Genomic DNA, 16490 nt, shown 5'->3' with positions numbered 1-16490 from the left:
TAATCAATGGCGACGCTGAGAATGTGCCTTCGGGGCGCGGCTAACTGGCGGCAGGATACAACCCTTTGCGCTTCCATTTCACATCGGCCACTGACTGGCCGTTGTGAATTCTCCCCTGTAACAGCAAATTGAATTTCGCGCCGGTAGCGCGCATCAGGCGGCTTTGCAGAATATACACAGCCTCGGTGCCCAGCTCGCGGCACGGCAAATGCACGGCAGTGAAACTTTGTGCCGCTGATGTTTTCATGTCGTGCGCAAAATCGATACTCATCACCGAAATATCTTCCGGGACTTTAAATCCGTATTCGTTCAGGGCATCAATGGTGGCCTGTGCAATCTGATCGCCTCCGCATAAGATGGCTGACGGCATGGTTTCCCGTTTATGCCCCCGGAGATACTTCTCAATATTTTCTCTCGCCTGTTCCCCTCCGCTGCCATGATTGACCAGCAAATGCAGGGCTTCGTCGAACACCACATGGTGTTCAAGGCAGGCGCGTTTAAAGCCATCGAGGCGCTGCATCATGGTTTCACGACGCAGGTCGGTGAACAATAAAACGGGGCGGTGACCTCTGGTAAACAGATAGTTGGCGGCACTGTAACCGATGGAATAATGATCGGCAGAAACACAGTCCAGACGCATCTCGCTGTCCTTGGCGTTGATCATTACCACCGGTTTGTTAGATTCTGCTGCCAGCCGATACAGCATCACGTCATCAATACCGATAATGACAATGCCGTCGACATCCGGCTGATGAAGTGCCTGCATAAAAACAGCGATATCCGGTTCATTGACTGCCAGCGCGCATTTACGTATGTGAATATCAAAACGCGCAACTTCCGCCGTTATTTCCTGAATCACTTCATAATAATAACGATCTTCATGGGGAGAGAAGGCGGCGGGTGGCGCACAGAGCAACAGGCAATTCATTAACAAACGGCTGGCCGGAATGTCACGCAAAATACCCATTGTTCTGGCATGGGCAAATACTTTCTCTTTTGCCTGGAGACTGACATTGGCTTTCCCTGCCAGCACACGGGAAACGGTACTCGGAGAAAGCCCGGTTAACTCCGCTATTTGCCTGATTTTTAATTTTCCCGTCATTTTGTGATCAATGCCTCAAATGGAGATGGACTTATTGCCATGGTTAACTGGTTGTAATTCATGGGCTATTCAGCATGATAGCAAATTCCGCAAACGGCACTGCAATTCCTGTCACAAATAACAGTTGTTGGAAAAAAAAACCATTATTACTCTCCAGAATATAAACCTCAGAAACAAAAAATAAGGTATTTATCTGTGCTGAATCTATAAAGAATTCAACACGGTGACGCCCTTTATGCGGCTTAAATCCGCCAGCTGTTCGGTTAAATATAAGGAGTAAGAGAATGCTGAAAATAGCCATTATTGGTACGGGTAATATTTCACATAACCATATTCAGGGATATTTAGAGTTTGCTGATCGTTGCCAGATTGTTGCGCTGGTAGATATTTATCCTGAAAAAGCGGAAGAGAAAAAACGGCATTATGGCCTGACGAACGCCAGGGTCTATGCCAGCCATGAGGAAATCCTTAATGATGCAGATATCGACATTTTTGACGTCTGCACGCCGCCGTATGTCCACGCCGAAATCTCGATTAATGCGCTGAACGCAGGCAAACACGTGTTGTGTGAAAAGCCGATGGCGGCGTCATTACAGGAATGCGACGCGATGATCAGCGCGGCGCAGGCGAGCGGGAAAACGCTGTCAATCATCGCGCAAAACCGTTTTACCGACGCGTTCTGGCGGCTGAAAAAAGTGCTCGATTCCGGTGAGACCGGCAAAGTGTGTCATGCACAGGTGGATTCTTTCTGGTGGCGCGGTCATTCCTATTACGATTTGTGGTGGCGCGGCACCTGGGAAAAAGAAGCGGGCGGTTGCACGCTCAATCACGCCGTTCACCATATTGACGCGATTCAGTGGATGCTCGGTTTTCCCTCTGAAGTGGTCTCGATGATTACCAACGCTGCGCATGATAATGCCGAAGTGGAAGATCTCTCGGCGGCCATTTTCAAATATGACTCCGGCGCGCTGACCCAACTGACGGCTTCCGTGGTGCATCACGGCGAAGATCAGAAGATTGTTATTCAGGGCGAGAAAGCGCGAATTTCAGCTCCGTGGGACAAATACGCCAGCATTTCTGCGCCGAACGGTTTCCCGATTGATGCGCGTGACACGGATCGTGAAAACCAGCTTGAAGACATTTACCAGTCGATTCCCAAACTCACTTATACCCTGCACACCGGCCAGATCGACAATTTCCTGACCGCACTGGAAACCGGTACCGCGCCGCTGATTGACGGCATTCAGGGCAAGCGTTCACTGGAACTGATTGCCGCGATTTATAAATCCGCCATTACCCGCAGCATTGTGTCACTGCCGTTGTCGCCGGAAGATCCGTTTTATCAGACCGGCGGGCTGGTTTCGCTGGCACCGCACTTTTACGAAAAATCAGCATCGGTGGAAAACTTCGCCAATGAAGATGCGATCCCTCTCGGCAAAAATATGGATAAAGGAGCCTGAACATGAGCAATAAAGACGGTATGAATTATGCGCCGGTAGGGAAACCGCAACCTGTGGTAAAGCCCGGTGAATTCGTGATTGCTGCTGCGGCCCTGGATCACGGGCATATCTACGGTATGTGTAACGGGTTGATCGAGGCGGGCGCCAGCCTGAAATGGGTTTACGATCCGGATCCGGTAAAAGTGGAGAAGTTTGTCGCCCAGTATCCGCAGGTTAAGGTCGCGGAGTCATTGCAGATACTCCTTGATGACCGTGAAGTGCAGATGATCGCGGGGGCGGGCATTCCGTCCGAACGCTGCGCGCTGGGGCTGAAAGTCATGGCCGCCGGGAAAGACTATTTCAGCGACAAAGCGCCGCTGACCACGCTGGAACAACTGGCGCAAGCGAAGGCCAAAGTGGCCGAAACCGGGCGCAAATATGCCGTGTATTACAGCGAACGCCTGCACGTAGAAAGTGCAGTCTTCGCAGGCCAGCTGGTGCATGAAGGAGCGATCGGACGCGTGATCCAGACGCTGGGTACCGGCCCGCATCGTGAGGGTGAAGGGCGTCCCGACTGGTTCTACGAGAGAGAGCGTTTTGGCGGCATCCTGTGTGATATCGGCAGCCATCAGATTGAACAATTTCTGTTTTATACCGGCAACAGTGACGCGCAGGTTGTGGCGGCTCAGGCTCTTAATTTCAATCACCCGCAGTATCCGCGTTTCGAAGACTTTGGCGACACGATGCTGAAAGGCGATAACGGCGCACGGGGTTATTTCCGCTGCGACTGGTTCACACCAGAAGGACTGAGCACCTGGGGCGACGGCCGTCTGACGCTGCTCGGCACCGAAGGTTATATCGAGATCCGCAAATATGTTGATCTCACGCTCGGCGAGCAGGACGTGGTGTATCTGGTGAATCAACAAGGCGAGTTCCGTTACCCGGTTTCCGGCAACGTCGGCTTCCCGTTCTTTGGTCAGTTGATCCTCGATTGCCTGAACCGCACCGAGCACGCCATGACCCAGGAGCATGCGTTTAAAGCTGCCGAGCTGTGCATCCGGGCACAGATGCTGGCAAACGGAACCCACTAAACGGGAGCAGATGATGAAAACTCTCCAGGCTGCGGTGATCGGTTGCGGGTCTATCCATACCTGCCATGTGGCAGCGATCCGGCACGAACCGGATTGCCAGTTAAGGGCGATTGCGGAGTGCGATATTGGCAAAGGCCGGGCGCTGGCGCAGGAATATGGCTGTGATTTTTACACGGATTATCACGAAATGTTGTGCGATCTGCAGATTGACGTGGTGCATATCTGCCTGCCGCATCATCTGCACAAGGAGGCTATTCTCGCCGCGCTGGCGGCGGGAAAGCATGTTTTTACCGAGAAACCGGTGGCGCTGAATATCGGAGAAGTCAGCGCCATTAAACTCGCAGCGTCACAGGCTGCGGGGCTGACAGGTGTGTGTTACCAGAACCGTCTGAATCCTTCCAGTCAGAAAATTAAAACGCTGCTGGAAAGCGGGCAACTGGGCAACATGCTGAGCATCAAAGCTATTCTGACCTGGTCGCGCAGTGGTGCTTATTACAGCGAAAGCCTGTGGCGCGGGCGTTTTGCCACTGAAGGCGGCAGCCTGCTGATCAATCAGGCGATACATACGCTGGATTTAATGCAGTGGTTTGGCGGCGGTGTTCACGCGCTGAAAGGCGTGGTGGAAAGAACCTTTCTCAGTGAGCTGACTGAAAATGAAGACACAGCGATGGTCAGCCTGAAAATGGGCAACGGTGCGCATGGATTGTTTTACGCAACGAACTGCCACAGCACCGATTCACCGTTGCTGCTGGAAATTCATTGTGAAAAAGGACTGTTGCAGTTGTATCACAACGTGTTGTGGCTGATTGAAGGAGAAAATAAAACGCTGCTGATAAGTGATGACAGCCCGTCAGGAACAGCCAAAAGCTACTGGGGCGACAGTCATCGTCAGGCAGTCTCGAATTTCTATCATTCTGTACGTCATCCTGAAGAACAAAATTATATCTCTGTTTCACAAGCCGAAGTTTCCCTGAATATTGTCGGTGCGATTTACCGCTCCTCACAATCAGGGAAATGGATCACGTTGGCTGATTAAATCTCTATTAATAATAACCCTACATTCACAGGATAATAATAATGAAACCTACTGAACGCAGAGTAGGTTACGGCACGGCTATAGGCTATGGCGTAACTGATTTATTTGGCGGTGGTGCATTCGCCGTTATCGGTACCTGGCTTTTATTCTTCTATACCATGTATTGCGGATTAACCGTTTTAGAAGCGGGATCTATTTTTGCTATTGCCCGTGTCATTGATGCCGTATTAAGTCCGATCATGGGTTATATCACCGATCACTTCGGAAATACCTGGCTCGGAAAACGGTTTGGTCGCCGCCGGTTTTTCCTGCTGATCAGTTCGCCACTGATGTTCCTGTATGCGCTGGTCTGGGTAAAGGACATGGGCTACTGGTATTATCTTGGCACATATCTGTCGATTGAATTACTTTCAGCGATGGTGCTGGTGCCGTGGGAAACGCTGGCCGCCGAGATGACCAACCGCTTCGGCGAACGTACCCGTCTCGCCGGTGTGCGTATGATTTGCTCGCAGCTCGGCGGTTTCCTGGCTGTGTCTGTGCCGGGCGTCATCATGATGTTTACCGGTAAAGATAATCCGATGACGTATACCTATACCGGCATATTCTTCGCCACGGTATTTTGTATCGCGGTATTCACCACATGGCTGTGTACCTGGGAAGCCAAAGACGTGCGGGATCCGAATGAGCCGGAACCGGAAATGGAAACAGGCGGCAGTCTCTGGCATCATCTGAAGAGTCTGGTTTTAGATTTTATCTCATCCTTTAATATCCGCATGTTCCGCCAGCATATTATTATTTATATTGCTTCCTTTACCGCCATGGACGTATTCGGTGCCGTCTTTACCTACTATGTGGTTTATGGTCTGAATCAGGATGTGGGATCGGTTTCCGGATATTTAAGTGTGGCGGCCTTTGTTTCTGTGCCATCGACGATTGTTTATATGATGGTGATGGAACGAATGAATCTTTCGCCTTCTGCCGCGCTGCGAATCGCCTATGGTTGTATATTCTTCGTGCTGGCTGCTCTGTTTTATATTTATATCACCAACGCAACGGTGCCGTTAATTCTCTTTACTTCCATCTTCGTTATTTTAGGCTTTGGACGTTCAGGGCTTTATTATATTCCGTGGAATATTTACAGCTTTATCCCGGACGTCGATGAAATAGTCACCAAAAAACGTCGTGAAGGAATTTTTGCCGGTGTGATGGTGTTTACCCGTAAAAGTACCGTTGCGATTGCCATCATGGTGATTGGCCTGGTGCTGGAAGAAAGTGGATTTGTGAAAGGGCAGGGTGCTCAGCCGCTCAGCGCGTTACACGCGATCATCGGCCTGATGATCTTCGCCACCGGTGCGTTGCTGGCGATCAGCTTCTACATGACCTTCAAATTCAAGCTGACGCGGGACACACATAAAATCCTGATCAAGGAAACCGCCCGTCTGAAACTGGGTGGCGCGCAGGAAGACTGCGATGAGGTGTCACGTAAGGTGATTAAAGATCTGACCGGTTACGAATATAACGAAGTCTGGGGCGGGAGCGCGACACGTAAAACCGCGAGGGAAAAGTTAGCGATTGAGTAACCCGTAACCTGCGGGCCGCAACCGGCCCGCAGGTATTTTCTGTCAGTGATCCTGCGCGGGCAGGGTCTGGTTTCCGTCACCCAGCGCGAGCTGCATAAACACGGTGTCCAGCCAGCGGCCATGCTTAAATCCAACGCTATGCAGGGTGCCTTTCATCTGAAAACCGGCGGCGAGATGTAAGCCAATTGAGGCTTTATTTTCGCTGTCACCGACGTTACCGATCAACTGACGATAGCCGTGAGTTTCCGCCCAGTCTATCGCCCGTCGCAGCAACGCTTTACCCGCACCGCGTTTCTGAAAAGCAGGATCAATATAGATAGAATCCTCCAGCGTGTGGCGATACGCATAGCGTTCGCGATAATGACCCAGATAGCAATATCCCTTCACTTCATCCTCATGCAAAACCACCAGCCAGAGCAAACCTGCCTCTTTAATCTTCTTCAGCCGGCCCGCCATCTCGCGTTCATCCGGGGGCTGTGTCTCGAACGAGGCGGTTCCATGGAGAACGTGCCAGGCATAAATTTTCTGTATCGCGGGAATATGCTGCTCTCCGGCTTCAATAATTTCCATTCTTGCAGGTTCTCATCAGTGTTTTCTCTTCCGTCTACTCTTTCCCAAATGCGTCAGGGAGGGCAAACTTTTTATGACTGATATAAGTAAAAGATCTGGATGTCCGGACTTAAGCGGGGTCATCTATATGCTTTTTTCTTCTTAGCGATGCTTTATTGGTTTTTTAAACAGCGACCATCCTCCTGTTATAGTCATTTTCATTACGCATTAGCGGTTATTTTTTAAGGAAAAAAAGTGAAACTGACGATAGCTCATTTACGCACGGGTGTTGTGTTTTTGCTGGCAGGATTACTGCTGGCGGGTTGTGATCAAAAAAGTGGTGATGCAAAACATATCAAAGTCGGCGTGATTAATGGCGCAGAGCAGGATGTGGCGGAAGTGGCGAAAAAGGTCGCGAAGGATAAATACGGTCTGGACGTCGAACTGGTTGGTTTCAGCGGCTCATTATTACCGAATGACGCGACCGAACATGGCGATCTGGATGCGAATGTTTTCCAGCACCGTCCGTTCCTTGATCAGGATAACAAAGCCCACGACTACCATCTGGTGGTGGTCGGCAACACCTTTGTGTTCCCGATGGCGGGCTACTCGAAAAAAATCAAAACTGTGGATCAGCTGAAAGATGGCGCGACGGTGGCGATCCCTAACGATCCGACCAACTTAGGCCGCGCACTTTTGCTGCTGCAAAAAGAGAAACTGATCACGCTGAAAGAAGGCAAGGGCCTGCTGCCAACGGCGCTGGATATCACCGAAAACCCGCATCATCTGAATATTATGGAGCTGGAAGGCGCGCAGTTACCGCGTGTGCTGGATGACCCGAAAGTCGATGTGGCGATCATCAGCACGACCTATATCCAGCAAACCGGATTATCACCGGTGCATGACAGCGTGTTTATCGAAGATAAAAATTCGCCGTACGTGAATATTCTGGTTTCGCGCCCGGACAATAAAGATGCGGAAAATGTGCAAGAGTTTCTGAAATCCTATCAGTCGCCAGAAGTGGCGAAAGCGGCGGAGAAGATCTTTAACGGCGGGGCGGTGCCGGGCTGGTGAGGGTGTTTGTGGGGAATATTATGAGCACTAAAAATGGTGTCCCCTACAGGAATCGAACCTGTAACTAGCCCTTAGGAGGGGCTTGTTATATCCGTTTAACTAAGGAGACACGGGCGCCTGTGGAAAGCGCCCGCGTAGTATACCCATTTTTCTCGTAATAATAAGGCATCAGGCTGCCGTTTGGTCGTTTCCTCGCCACTCAGGGCTTCGCGGCCTCTTTTTTCGCTGCTTCCTGCTCCTCTTTCTTCGCTTCAGCTTTTTTCTGAGTACTCATATCGTTGCGGATCTGCGCGTGGCTTATCAGCGCGAAGATAAAGGTGCCGCCGAAGATGTTGCCAGCCAGTGTCGGCAGGGCGAACGGCCAGATAAATTCGTACCAGGGAATGGCGCCCGAGAACACCAGATACAGCACTTCTACCGATCCGACGACGATGTGCGTCAGGTCGCCAATCGCCACCATATACGTCATCAGCATGATCACCCACAGTTTGGCGGTCCCGGCAGAAGGGATCATCCAGACCATGGTGGCAATCAGCCAGCCGGAAACCATACCGCCGACAAACATACCTTCGGGGTCTTTTTTCATGATATCCATGCTGATGGTGCGAAACGCCTCGTCGGTTGCGGTATCGAAAAAGGGCACCAGATGAAACACCAGCGCCGCCAGTCCGCCGCCGATGACGTTACCCGCCAGCACGATGCCCCATAAACGCAGCAACAACAGAATGTTTCTGCCGGTCGGTTTTTGCATGATGGGTAACACGGCAGTAACGGTGTTTTCGGTAAATAACTGCTGGCGCGCCATGATCACAATAATGAACCCGACGGTATAACCGATATTTTCAATGAAGAAACGTTCCGGTGTATCGGGCAGGCGGGCGTGAAGAATGCCTTTTGCCATCAGCGAGGCGCTGATCGACAATCCGGCGGCAATTGCCGACCACAGCAACGCCTGTCCGTCGCGCTCAAGCTCTTTTTCACCTTCCATGCGGATAACTTCGTGAACGGCGGCTGCTTTCGACGGCAAGTTCTCTTCACCGGTCTCGATTTCCTTTCCCTGTGTATGTTCGTCACTGTCAACATCCTTGTCATTGTGATGCTGTTTTTCTCCGGCCATCGTTGTTCCCCAAAAGTAAAGCAAAGTGATTGCAGATATGTTCATGAGTAAGCATAGGCGAGGCAGGTGAATTATGAGCAGGTATACAAAAAAGTTACAAACCGTTAACCCATGAACCTGATGGAACATTTCAGAAGATGTTTGCCGGATTTCAGGCTTTTCAGCCGGGTAAACTGTGCCTCCCTGAGCTGCGTCGCGCCTGACGCCTGTGATATGATGCACACTTGTGAAAAATAAGAGACATCACCATGTTTGAAGCCCTTGATCTGAGCTGTGTTCGTGATGAACGAACCCTGTTTAGCGGCTTAAGTTTCACTATCGAACCGGGCGAAATGGTGCAGATCGAAGGCCGTAACGGTGCCGGTAAAACCAGTTTACTGCGTATTCTTGCCGGGCTGTCCTCTCCGGACGCCGGTGAAGTCCGCTGGCAGGGCGTGAGTACCCGCCGTCAGCGCGATATTTTCCATCAGCAGCTTCTGTACCTCGGCCATCAGCCCGGCGTAAAGTCAGTGCTTACTGCGTTTGAAAACCTTGCCTTTTATCTGTCTGTGAATGGCCAGACGGTCAGAGGTAATGCCAGCGCGGAAGCGATTTATCAGGCGCTGGAAAACGTCGGATTGCTGGGTTATGAAGATGTGACGGTGGGGCAGATGTCCGCCGGGCAGCAACGCCGCGTCGCACTGGCGCGTCTGTGGCTGAGCGATGCGCCGCTATGGATCCTCGATGAACCGCTGACCGCCATTGATAAACAAGGCGTTGCCACACTGATTGCGCTGTTTGAACAGCATGCGCAGCAGGGTGGAATGGTGTTGCTGACAACGCATCAGGATTTGCAGGGTGTTAACCGCGACGTGCGAAAACTTCGTCTGACCAGCGCAGAGCCGGTGTGACGCGAAGGGGATATAAAAGGAATGTTTACGAAAGTCCTGCGCCGCGAGCTGAAAATTGCCTTTCGCAAAAGCGCTGAAATTATCAATCCGCTGTGGTTTTTCCTGATTGTGATTACGCTGTTCCCGTTAGGGATCGGCCCTGAGCCTGAACTACTGGCGCGCATTGCGCCCGGCATTGTCTGGGTCGCCGCGCTGTTATCTTCCCTGCTGGCGCTGGAAAGATTGTTCCGTGATGACTATCTCGATGGCACGCTCGAGCAGCTTCTGTTATTGCCTTCGCCGCTGGCACTCACGGTTCTGGGGAAAGTATGTGCTCACTGGGTGGTGACGGGGTTGCCGTTACTGATCCTTTCACCGCTGATTGCGCTGCTGCTTTCACTGGATTTTGAGACCTGGAAAGCCGTCGCACTGACGATTTTACTGGGCACGCCGACGCTGAGTTTTATCGGTGCGATTGGTGTGGCGCTGACCGTCGGGCTGCGCAAAGGTGGCGTTCTGCTCAGTCTGCTGGTATTGCCGCTGTATATTCCGGTGCTGATTTTTGCCACCGGCGCGATTGATGCCGCCTCGATGTCGATGCCGATCGGCGGTTATCTCGCCATTCTTGGCGCGATGCTGGCAGGCAGTGCAACGTTAGCGCCTTTTGCCACCGCCGCCGCTTTGAGAGTGAGTATCCACTGACACTTTTTGCCGGTAAAAGGCGATAGCACAGAATTATTTTACGTGTCGTTACAATAGAGAAGAAAAAACGCAACCTTTGACTAACATCACACTTCTCTATAGTGAACAATAGAGCTGCCAATAATAAGTGCGGGTGATTTAACACTGACCGCGCAAGAACCCACCGAGGTTTCACGGCATATCACACAGTGACATTTTAGAGTGAGCAACGATAACAATGTGGAAATGGTTACATCAACTCGCCAGGCCTGAACGGCTTTACCACGTCTGTGGCCGGTTCATTCCCTGGCTCGGGATTGTGGGGCTTGCCTGCCTGCTGATTGGCTGGGTATGGGGTTTTGGCTATGCGCCGCCGGATTACCAGCAAGGTAACAGTTACCGGATTATGTATATTCATGTCCCGGCGGCCATCTGGTCGATGGGGGTTTACAGCGGGATGGCGATTGCGGCATTTATCGGCCTGGTGTGGCAGATGAAAATGTCCGATCTGGCGGTAGCGGCAATGGCACCGGTTGGCGCTGTTTTCACCTTTATCGCGCTGGTCACCGGCTCGGCATGGGGCAAACCGATGTGGGGCACCTGGTGGGTGTGGGATGCGCGTCTGACCTCCGAACTGGTGTTACTGTTTCTGTATCTCGGTGTGATAGCGCTGTATAACGCCTTTGATGACCGCCGTCTGGCCGGGCGTGCCGCCGGTATTCTGGTACTGGTCGGCGTGGTGAACATTCCTATCATCCATTACTCCGTACAGTGGTGGAATACGCTGCATCAGGGTTCCACCAATATGCAGCAGACCATCGACCCGAGCATGCGTTATCCGCTGCGCTGGGCGATTTTCGGTTACCTGTTCTTCTTTATTACCCTGACGCTGATGCGGTTACGAAACCTGATTTTGGTGCAGGAACGTCTGCGTCCGTGGGTGGCCGGTCTTGTGAATAAGGAGCGTCGCGGATGAGTCCTGCATTCTCAAGCTGGCATGATTTCTTTGCGATGGGCGGCTACGCCTTTTATGTCTGGCTGTCGGTCGCTGCCACGCTGCTCTCGCTGGTTGTGCTGGTGGCGCATACCCTGATTCAGCACCGGCAAATCCTCGGCGACGTCCGTCGTCGTCAGGCACGCGAAAAACGCATCAGTCAGTCTCAGTCTAAAAAACAGCCAGGCGCACAGACGTCACCGCTGGAACCGGACACTTCCCCGGAGAAGTTATTGTGAATCCACGTCGTAAAAAGCGGCTGTCGCTGGCGCTGGTGGTGCTGATCGGTCTTGGTCTGAGCATTTCACTGGTGATGTACGCGCTGCGCTCCAACATTGATTTGTTTTATACACCCGGTGAAATCCTGCAGGGCAAAGGCGAGGACCACGAAATGCCGACGGTGGGCCAGCGCCTGCGTATCGGCGGCATGGTGATGCCCGGCTCCGTGAAACGTGACCCGAAAAGTTTGCAGGTGAGCTTTAAAATTTATGATGCGCGTGGCGCGATTGCCGTGACCTACAACGGCATCCTTCCCGACCTGTTCCGTGAAGGGCAGGGCGTGGTGGCGCAGGGTGTGATGGAACCGGGGAATGTGGTGAATGCCATTCAGGTTCTGGCAAAACACGACGAAAAATATGTGCCGCCGGAAGTTGCCGACGCCATGAAAGAAAACCACAAAGGACCGGCTTCGGCCTACGTGGGTAACGATAAAGGAAACGACCGCTCATGATGCCGGAACTGGGAACATTTGCACTCTGTCTGGCATTAGGGCTGGCGGTATTGCTGAGTATTTATCCGCAGTGGGGCGCCGCACGTCAGGATGGCCGGATGATGGCGATGGCGCGCCCGTTGTCTTACGGCATGTTTGCCTGCATCGCGCTGGCGTTCATTATTCTGGTGCATGCGTTTGTGGTGAATGATTTCACCGTCGCCTATGTTGCTAATAATTCCAACACCCACCTGCCGGTGTATTACCGCGTGGCGGCGACGTGGGGAGCGCACGAAGGTTCGCTGCTGCTGTGGGTGTTATTACTCAGTTGCTGGACGCTTGCCGTGGCGCTGTTTAGCCGCCGTATGCCGCAGGATGCGGTGTCGCGCGTGCTGGCGGTGATGGGCATGATCACCGGCGGTTTCCTGCTGTTTATTCTGCTGACATCCAACCCGTTCATCCGCTCGTTGCCTAATTTCCCGGTGGACGGCAGCGACCTGAATCCGGTGTTACAGGACATCGGCCTGATATTCCATCCGCCATTGCTGTACATGGGGTATGTCGGTTTCTCTGTGGCCTTTGCTTTCGCGATTGCTTCGCTGATGGCAGGGCGTCTGGATACCGCGTGGGCGCGCTGGTCGCGTCCGTGGACACAAGCCGCATGGGTGTTCCTGACCATCGGTATCGTGCTTGGATCGGCGTGGGCGTATTACGAATTAGGCTGGGGCGGCTGGTGGTTCTGGGATCCGGTTGAAAATGCTTCCTTTATGCCGTGGCTGGCGGGTACGGCGCTGATCCACTCGCTCGCCGTCACCGAAAAACGCGGGACGTTCAAAGCCTGGACGGTGCTGCTGGCCATCACTGCGTTCTCGCTGTGTCTGCTCGGGACTTTCCTGGTGCGCTCCGGCGTGCTGGTTTCGGTTCACTCGTTTGCCTCAGATCCGGCACGCGGCATGTTTATTCTCGCGTATCTGGTCATTGTGATCGGCGGTTCGCTGCTGCTGTACGCCTTTAAAGGTAACTCGGTGCGCGCACCAAGCCGTCATGAACCGCACTCCCGCGAAAGTTATTTGCTGGGCAATAACGTATTGCTGGTGGCGGCGATGCTGGTGGTGCTGCTTGGTACGCTGCTGCCGCTTATCCACAAACAGCTCGGGCTGGGCAGTATTTCTATCGGTGAACCTTTCTTTAATACGATGTTTACCTGGCTGATGGCGCCGCTGGCGCTGTTGTTAGGCATCGGACCACTGGTGCGCTGGCGTCGTGATGAGCCCAGCAAACTGTGGCGTCGTCTGGGTGTTGCGCTGGTCGTCACGCTGGTCTTGTCGATTCTTCTGCCGTGGTTGTTGCAGGATAAAATCGTCGGTATGACCGTGGTGGGAATGCTGATGTCGGTGTGGGTGATTGTGCTGACGTTGATGGAATTACACGAACGCGCCACCCATCGTCATTCATTCTGGCGCGGTCTGACCAAACTTTCACGCAGTCACTGGGGCATGGTGCTCGGCCATCTCGGCGTGGCGGTGACGGTGATCGGCATCGCGTTTAGCCAGAATTATAGCGTTGAACGTGATGTGCGCATGAAGTCCGGCGATACCGTGGATATTCATGATTATCACTTTATTTTCCGCGATGTTCGTGACATTACCGGCCCGAACTATACCGGCGGTGAGGCGAATATTGATGTGACGCAGAACGGCAAGCAAGTCACCACGCTGCACGCCGAAAAACGCTTCTACAGCGTGGCGCGCAGCATGATGACCGAAGCGGCCATCGACGGCAATCTGGCGCGTGACCTGTATGCGGCGCTCGGCGAAGAGATGGACGATGGCTCGTGGGCGGTGCGTTTGTACTACAAACCCTTTGTCCGCTGGATCTGGCTCGGTGGCCTGTTTATGGCGGCCGGTGGCGTGCTGTGTATTCTCGACCCGCGTTATCGCATGAGCAAAAAGCTTAAGAAGCAAGGTCTGACGGAGGCTGAAGAAGCATGAACCGTAAACTTCTCTTTATTCCGCTGATTTTGTTCCTGGCGCTGGCCGCGGCTTTTCTGGTGCAACTGACCCGCAATGCCAACGGCGATGATCCGACGCTGCTGGAATCAGCCCTGATTGGCAAACCGGTGCCGGTGTTCAAACTGGAATCGCTGGCGCAGGCGGGCAAAACCTACGATCAGTCGGTGCTGCGCGATGGCAAACCGATGCTGCTCAACGTCTGGGCGACGTGGTGTCCGACCTGCCGCGCCGAACATGATTATCTCAATACGCTGGCGGCGAAAGGTGTCCGTGTGGTCGGCCTGAACTACAAAGACGACCGGCAGAAAGCGGTCAACTGGCTGAACACGCTGGGTAATCCTTACATGCTGAGTCTTTACGACGGCGACGGCATGCTGGGGTTAGATCTGGGGGTTTATGGCGCGCCGGAAACCTTCCTGATCGACGGACAGGGCATTATCCGCTATCGCCATGCCGGTGACTTAAATGAAAAAGTCTGGCAGACCGAAGTTCTGCCGCTGTACAAAAAATACGGAGGCAATGTATGAGACTGATTTCATCGCTGCCTGCGTTGTTGCTGGGCATGCTGCTGAGTGTCAGCGCGTTCGCCTCCATCGACACGTATCAGTTCAAATCGCCGGAACAGGAACAGGCTTACCGGGACATCACGGCGCAGTTGCGTTGCCCGAAATGTCAGAACACCAATATTGCCGCGTCGGATTCGATTATCGCCGCCGATATGCGTACCAAGGTGTTTCAGTTGCTTAATGAAGGGCAGGACAGACAGCAAATCGTCGCGTATATGGTGGCGCGTTATGGCAATTTCGTGACTTACGAACCGCCGGTCACGCCCTCTACCTTTATTTTGTGGCTCGGGCCGGTGCTGGTCATTGTTATCGGCGCAGGCATGATTTTTATGCGTTCCCGCCGGGGTGCTGCGCGCACTGAAAACACGGCCACATCAATGTCAGAACAAGAGAGACAGCGCCTGGCGCAGTTACTTAAAGACAGCGACAGGAAAGGATCATGAGCATTTTTTGGCTGTGCATTTTGGTGATGCTGGTTATCGCACTGGCGCTGTTTATCGTGCCGGTTATCCGTGGCGACCGCGCGGAACACACTTCCCGCGATGCGCTGAATAAAGCGTTTTATCATCACCGTTTGACTGAGCTGGAAGAAGACGAAGCGCAGGGCGTGGTGGACGAACGTCCGGCGCATATTCAGGAATTGCAGGAAAACTTACTGACCGATATTCCGGCGGGTCAGGTGCCCGCCGCTATTCAGCCGATTGGTCGCTGGACGCTGGTGCCCGGTGCTATTTTGCTGGTGATCATCACGCTGGGTTTGTATCTCTACGCCGGTGGTCTGGGGCAGGTGAGTGCGTGGAATCAGGTCATGCAGCGTATGCCCGATTTACGCCATCGCATTGCTGATGATCACGGCGCGCCGCTGACCGCCACCGACGTACAGGATTTAGGGCTCGGATTGCGTACCGATTTGCAGGCAAATCCGCATAATATCCAGGACTGGGTGATGCTTGGCCGTGTAGGGATGGCGCTCAATAATGCCGCCACCGCCACGCAGGCTTATGCCCACGCTTATCAGCTCGCGCCGGATGATATGTCAGTCAAACTCGGTTATGCCGAAGTGTTAACCCGTTCGTCCGATCCGCAGGATAACCTTACCGGCGGCAACCTTTTGCGCAGTATGCTGGAAAAATCTCAGGGTGATCTGCGTGTATTAAGTCTGCTGGCCTATAATGAATATGAACAGGGACACTACCCGCAAGCCATTGGCGCGTGGGAAGTTATGCAGAAAATCCTGCCAGCCGGTGACAAACGCCTGGAAATGGTCAACGCCAGCATTGCGCAGGCAAAACAAAAAGCGGGGCTGGATCAGGTTAAACTGTCGGTCAATGTCACGCTTTCTGCTGAGGCTCAGGTGAAACTTCCGCAGAATGGCACGGTCTTTATTTCGGTGACTGATGGCAGCAGTCCGGTGCCGGTTGCGGTGAAAAAGCTGCCGCTGAGTCGCTTCCCGCTGGCGATCACCGTCGATGACAGCAACGCAATGATGCCGGAACGCTTGCTTTCTTCGCTGCATCAATTAAAAGTACGCGTTCGTATTTCACAAAATGGTCTGGCAACGCCAGCTTCAGGTGACTGGTACGGCGACAGTCCGCTGACTGATTTTTCCGGCAACGGTCAGGTCAGCATTGAGATTAATCAGCAGGTTCCTTAATCAGGAACCGACGATCA

The 16490-nt window shown here is 53.0% G+C and carries 18 protein-coding genes and 1 tRNA gene; 14 read left to right on the top strand and 5 right to left on the bottom strand.

Annotated elements, in window-relative coordinates; translation table 11 throughout:
• Positions 1–40: 40 nt before the first annotated feature.
• Complete coding sequence (locus AC1DUO_RS01925) at positions 41–1102, bottom strand: LacI family DNA-binding transcriptional regulator (RefSeq protein WP_013574502.1); 1062 nt, start codon at positions 1100–1102, stop codon at positions 41–43.
• A 58-nt stretch (positions 1103–1160) separates the two neighbouring features.
• The gene (locus AC1DUO_RS01920) at positions 1161–1403 is read right to left on the bottom strand and encodes a hypothetical protein (protein ID WP_015689520.1); all 243 of its coding nucleotides are present in this window, start codon (positions 1401–1403) and stop codon (positions 1161–1163) included.
• Here AC1DUO_RS01920 and AC1DUO_RS01915 point away from each other — a divergent pair.
• Genes AC1DUO_RS01915 through AC1DUO_RS01900 form a run of 4 tightly spaced genes read left to right on the top strand, consistent with a single transcriptional unit; the run spans position 1387 to position 6248 of the window.
• Entirely contained in the window at positions 1387–2562 is a 1176-nt protein-coding gene (locus tag AC1DUO_RS01915; RefSeq protein WP_013574503.1) for a Gfo/Idh/MocA family protein, read from the top strand. The genes AC1DUO_RS01920 and AC1DUO_RS01915 overlap by 17 nt on opposite strands.
• Before the next feature lie 2 nt (positions 2563–2564).
• Entirely contained in the window at positions 2565–3632 is a 1068-nt protein-coding gene (locus AC1DUO_RS01910) for a Gfo/Idh/MocA family protein (protein ID WP_112151234.1), read from the top strand.
• Between the two features lie 13 nt (positions 3633–3645).
• Positions 3646–4668, top strand: a complete 1023-nt coding sequence (locus AC1DUO_RS01905) for a Gfo/Idh/MocA family protein (protein ID WP_477986396.1) — start codon at positions 3646–3648, stop codon at positions 4666–4668.
• A gap of 41 nt (positions 4669–4709) precedes the next feature.
• Positions 4710–6248 (top strand): MFS transporter, encoded by a 1539-nt coding sequence (locus tag AC1DUO_RS01900; protein ID WP_013574506.1) that lies wholly within the window; start codon positions 4710–4712, stop codon positions 6246–6248.
• A 42-nt stretch (positions 6249–6290) separates the two neighbouring features.
• Here the strand turns inward: AC1DUO_RS01900 and AC1DUO_RS01895 are convergent, their stop codons facing one another.
• Positions 6291–6818, bottom strand: coding sequence for a GNAT family N-acetyltransferase (locus tag AC1DUO_RS01895; protein ID WP_037036282.1), 528 nt, complete (start codon positions 6816–6818; stop codon positions 6291–6293).
• Positions 6819–7052: 234 nt separating this feature from the next.
• Between AC1DUO_RS01895 and nlpA the strand changes: the two genes are divergently transcribed.
• Positions 7053–7871 carry a lipoprotein NlpA gene (gene nlpA, locus AC1DUO_RS01890; RefSeq protein ID WP_013574508.1) on the top strand — a complete coding sequence of 273 codons (819 nt, stop codon included), beginning with the start codon at positions 7053–7055 and terminating at the stop codon, positions 7869–7871.
• A 34-nt stretch (positions 7872–7905) separates the two neighbouring features.
• On the opposite strand, the gene AC1DUO_RS01885 is transcribed toward nlpA, so the two are convergent.
• Both AC1DUO_RS01885 and AC1DUO_RS01880 read right to left on the bottom strand, forming a co-directional pair.
• Positions 7906–7980: transfer RNA gene (locus AC1DUO_RS01885), tRNA-Arg, on the bottom strand.
• 90 nt (positions 7981–8070) lie between these two features.
• Complete coding sequence (locus tag AC1DUO_RS01880; RefSeq protein WP_112151229.1) at positions 8071–8988, bottom strand: formate/nitrite transporter family protein; 918 nt, start codon at positions 8986–8988, stop codon at positions 8071–8073.
• 248 nt (positions 8989–9236) lie between these two features.
• Here AC1DUO_RS01880 and ccmA point away from each other — a divergent pair, with 248 nt between their 5' ends.
• The 9 genes from ccmA (at position 9237) to ccmI (ending at position 16473) form a co-directional block, all read left to right on the top strand.
• Positions 9237–9878, top strand: coding sequence for a cytochrome c biogenesis heme-transporting ATPase CcmA (ccmA, locus tag AC1DUO_RS01875; RefSeq protein WP_455268813.1), 642 nt, complete (start codon positions 9237–9239; stop codon positions 9876–9878).
• 21 nt (positions 9879–9899) lie between these two features.
• Positions 9900–10559 (top strand): heme exporter protein CcmB, encoded by a 660-nt coding sequence (ccmB, locus tag AC1DUO_RS01870; RefSeq protein ID WP_013574523.1) that lies wholly within the window; start codon positions 9900–9902, stop codon positions 10557–10559.
• A gap of 217 nt (positions 10560–10776) precedes the next feature.
• Entirely contained in the window at positions 10777–11514 is a 738-nt protein-coding gene (locus AC1DUO_RS01865) for a heme ABC transporter permease (protein ID WP_477986353.1), read from the top strand.
• Positions 11511–11771 carry a heme exporter protein CcmD gene (ccmD, locus tag AC1DUO_RS01860; protein WP_013574525.1) on the top strand — a complete coding sequence of 87 codons (261 nt, stop codon included), beginning with the start codon at positions 11511–11513 and terminating at the stop codon, positions 11769–11771. The genes AC1DUO_RS01865 and ccmD overlap by 4 nt, the downstream gene beginning before the upstream one ends.
• Positions 11768–12262 carry a cytochrome c maturation protein CcmE gene (ccmE, locus tag AC1DUO_RS01855; RefSeq protein ID WP_013574526.1) on the top strand — a complete coding sequence of 165 codons (495 nt, stop codon included), beginning with the start codon at positions 11768–11770 and terminating at the stop codon, positions 12260–12262. Before ccmD ends, ccmE begins: the two co-directional genes overlap by 4 nt.
• Positions 12259–14232 carry a heme lyase CcmF/NrfE family subunit gene (locus AC1DUO_RS01850; RefSeq protein ID WP_455268814.1) on the top strand — a complete coding sequence of 658 codons (1974 nt, stop codon included), beginning with the start codon at positions 12259–12261 and terminating at the stop codon, positions 14230–14232. Before ccmE ends, AC1DUO_RS01850 begins: the two co-directional genes overlap by 4 nt.
• A complete protein-coding gene (locus AC1DUO_RS01845; RefSeq protein ID WP_013574528.1) occupies positions 14229–14780 on the top strand; it encodes a DsbE family thiol:disulfide interchange protein in 552 nt (183 codons plus the stop codon). Before AC1DUO_RS01850 ends, AC1DUO_RS01845 begins: the two co-directional genes overlap by 4 nt.
• Complete coding sequence (locus AC1DUO_RS01840) at positions 14777–15262, top strand: cytochrome c-type biogenesis protein (protein ID WP_013574529.1); 486 nt, start codon at positions 14777–14779, stop codon at positions 15260–15262. Before AC1DUO_RS01845 ends, AC1DUO_RS01840 begins: the two co-directional genes overlap by 4 nt.
• Positions 15259–16473: a c-type cytochrome biogenesis protein CcmI gene (gene ccmI, locus AC1DUO_RS01835; RefSeq protein ID WP_013574530.1), complete on the top strand. Its 1215-nt coding sequence runs from the start codon at positions 15259–15261 to the stop codon at positions 16471–16473. Before AC1DUO_RS01840 ends, ccmI begins: the two co-directional genes overlap by 4 nt.
• Positions 16474–16490 lie beyond the last annotated feature (17 nt).

The organism is Rahnella sp. P4_A8, assembly GCF_056402435.1.
Note: the sequence above shows the minus strand (reverse complement) of the source record. Positions and strands in the feature narration are given on the sequence as shown.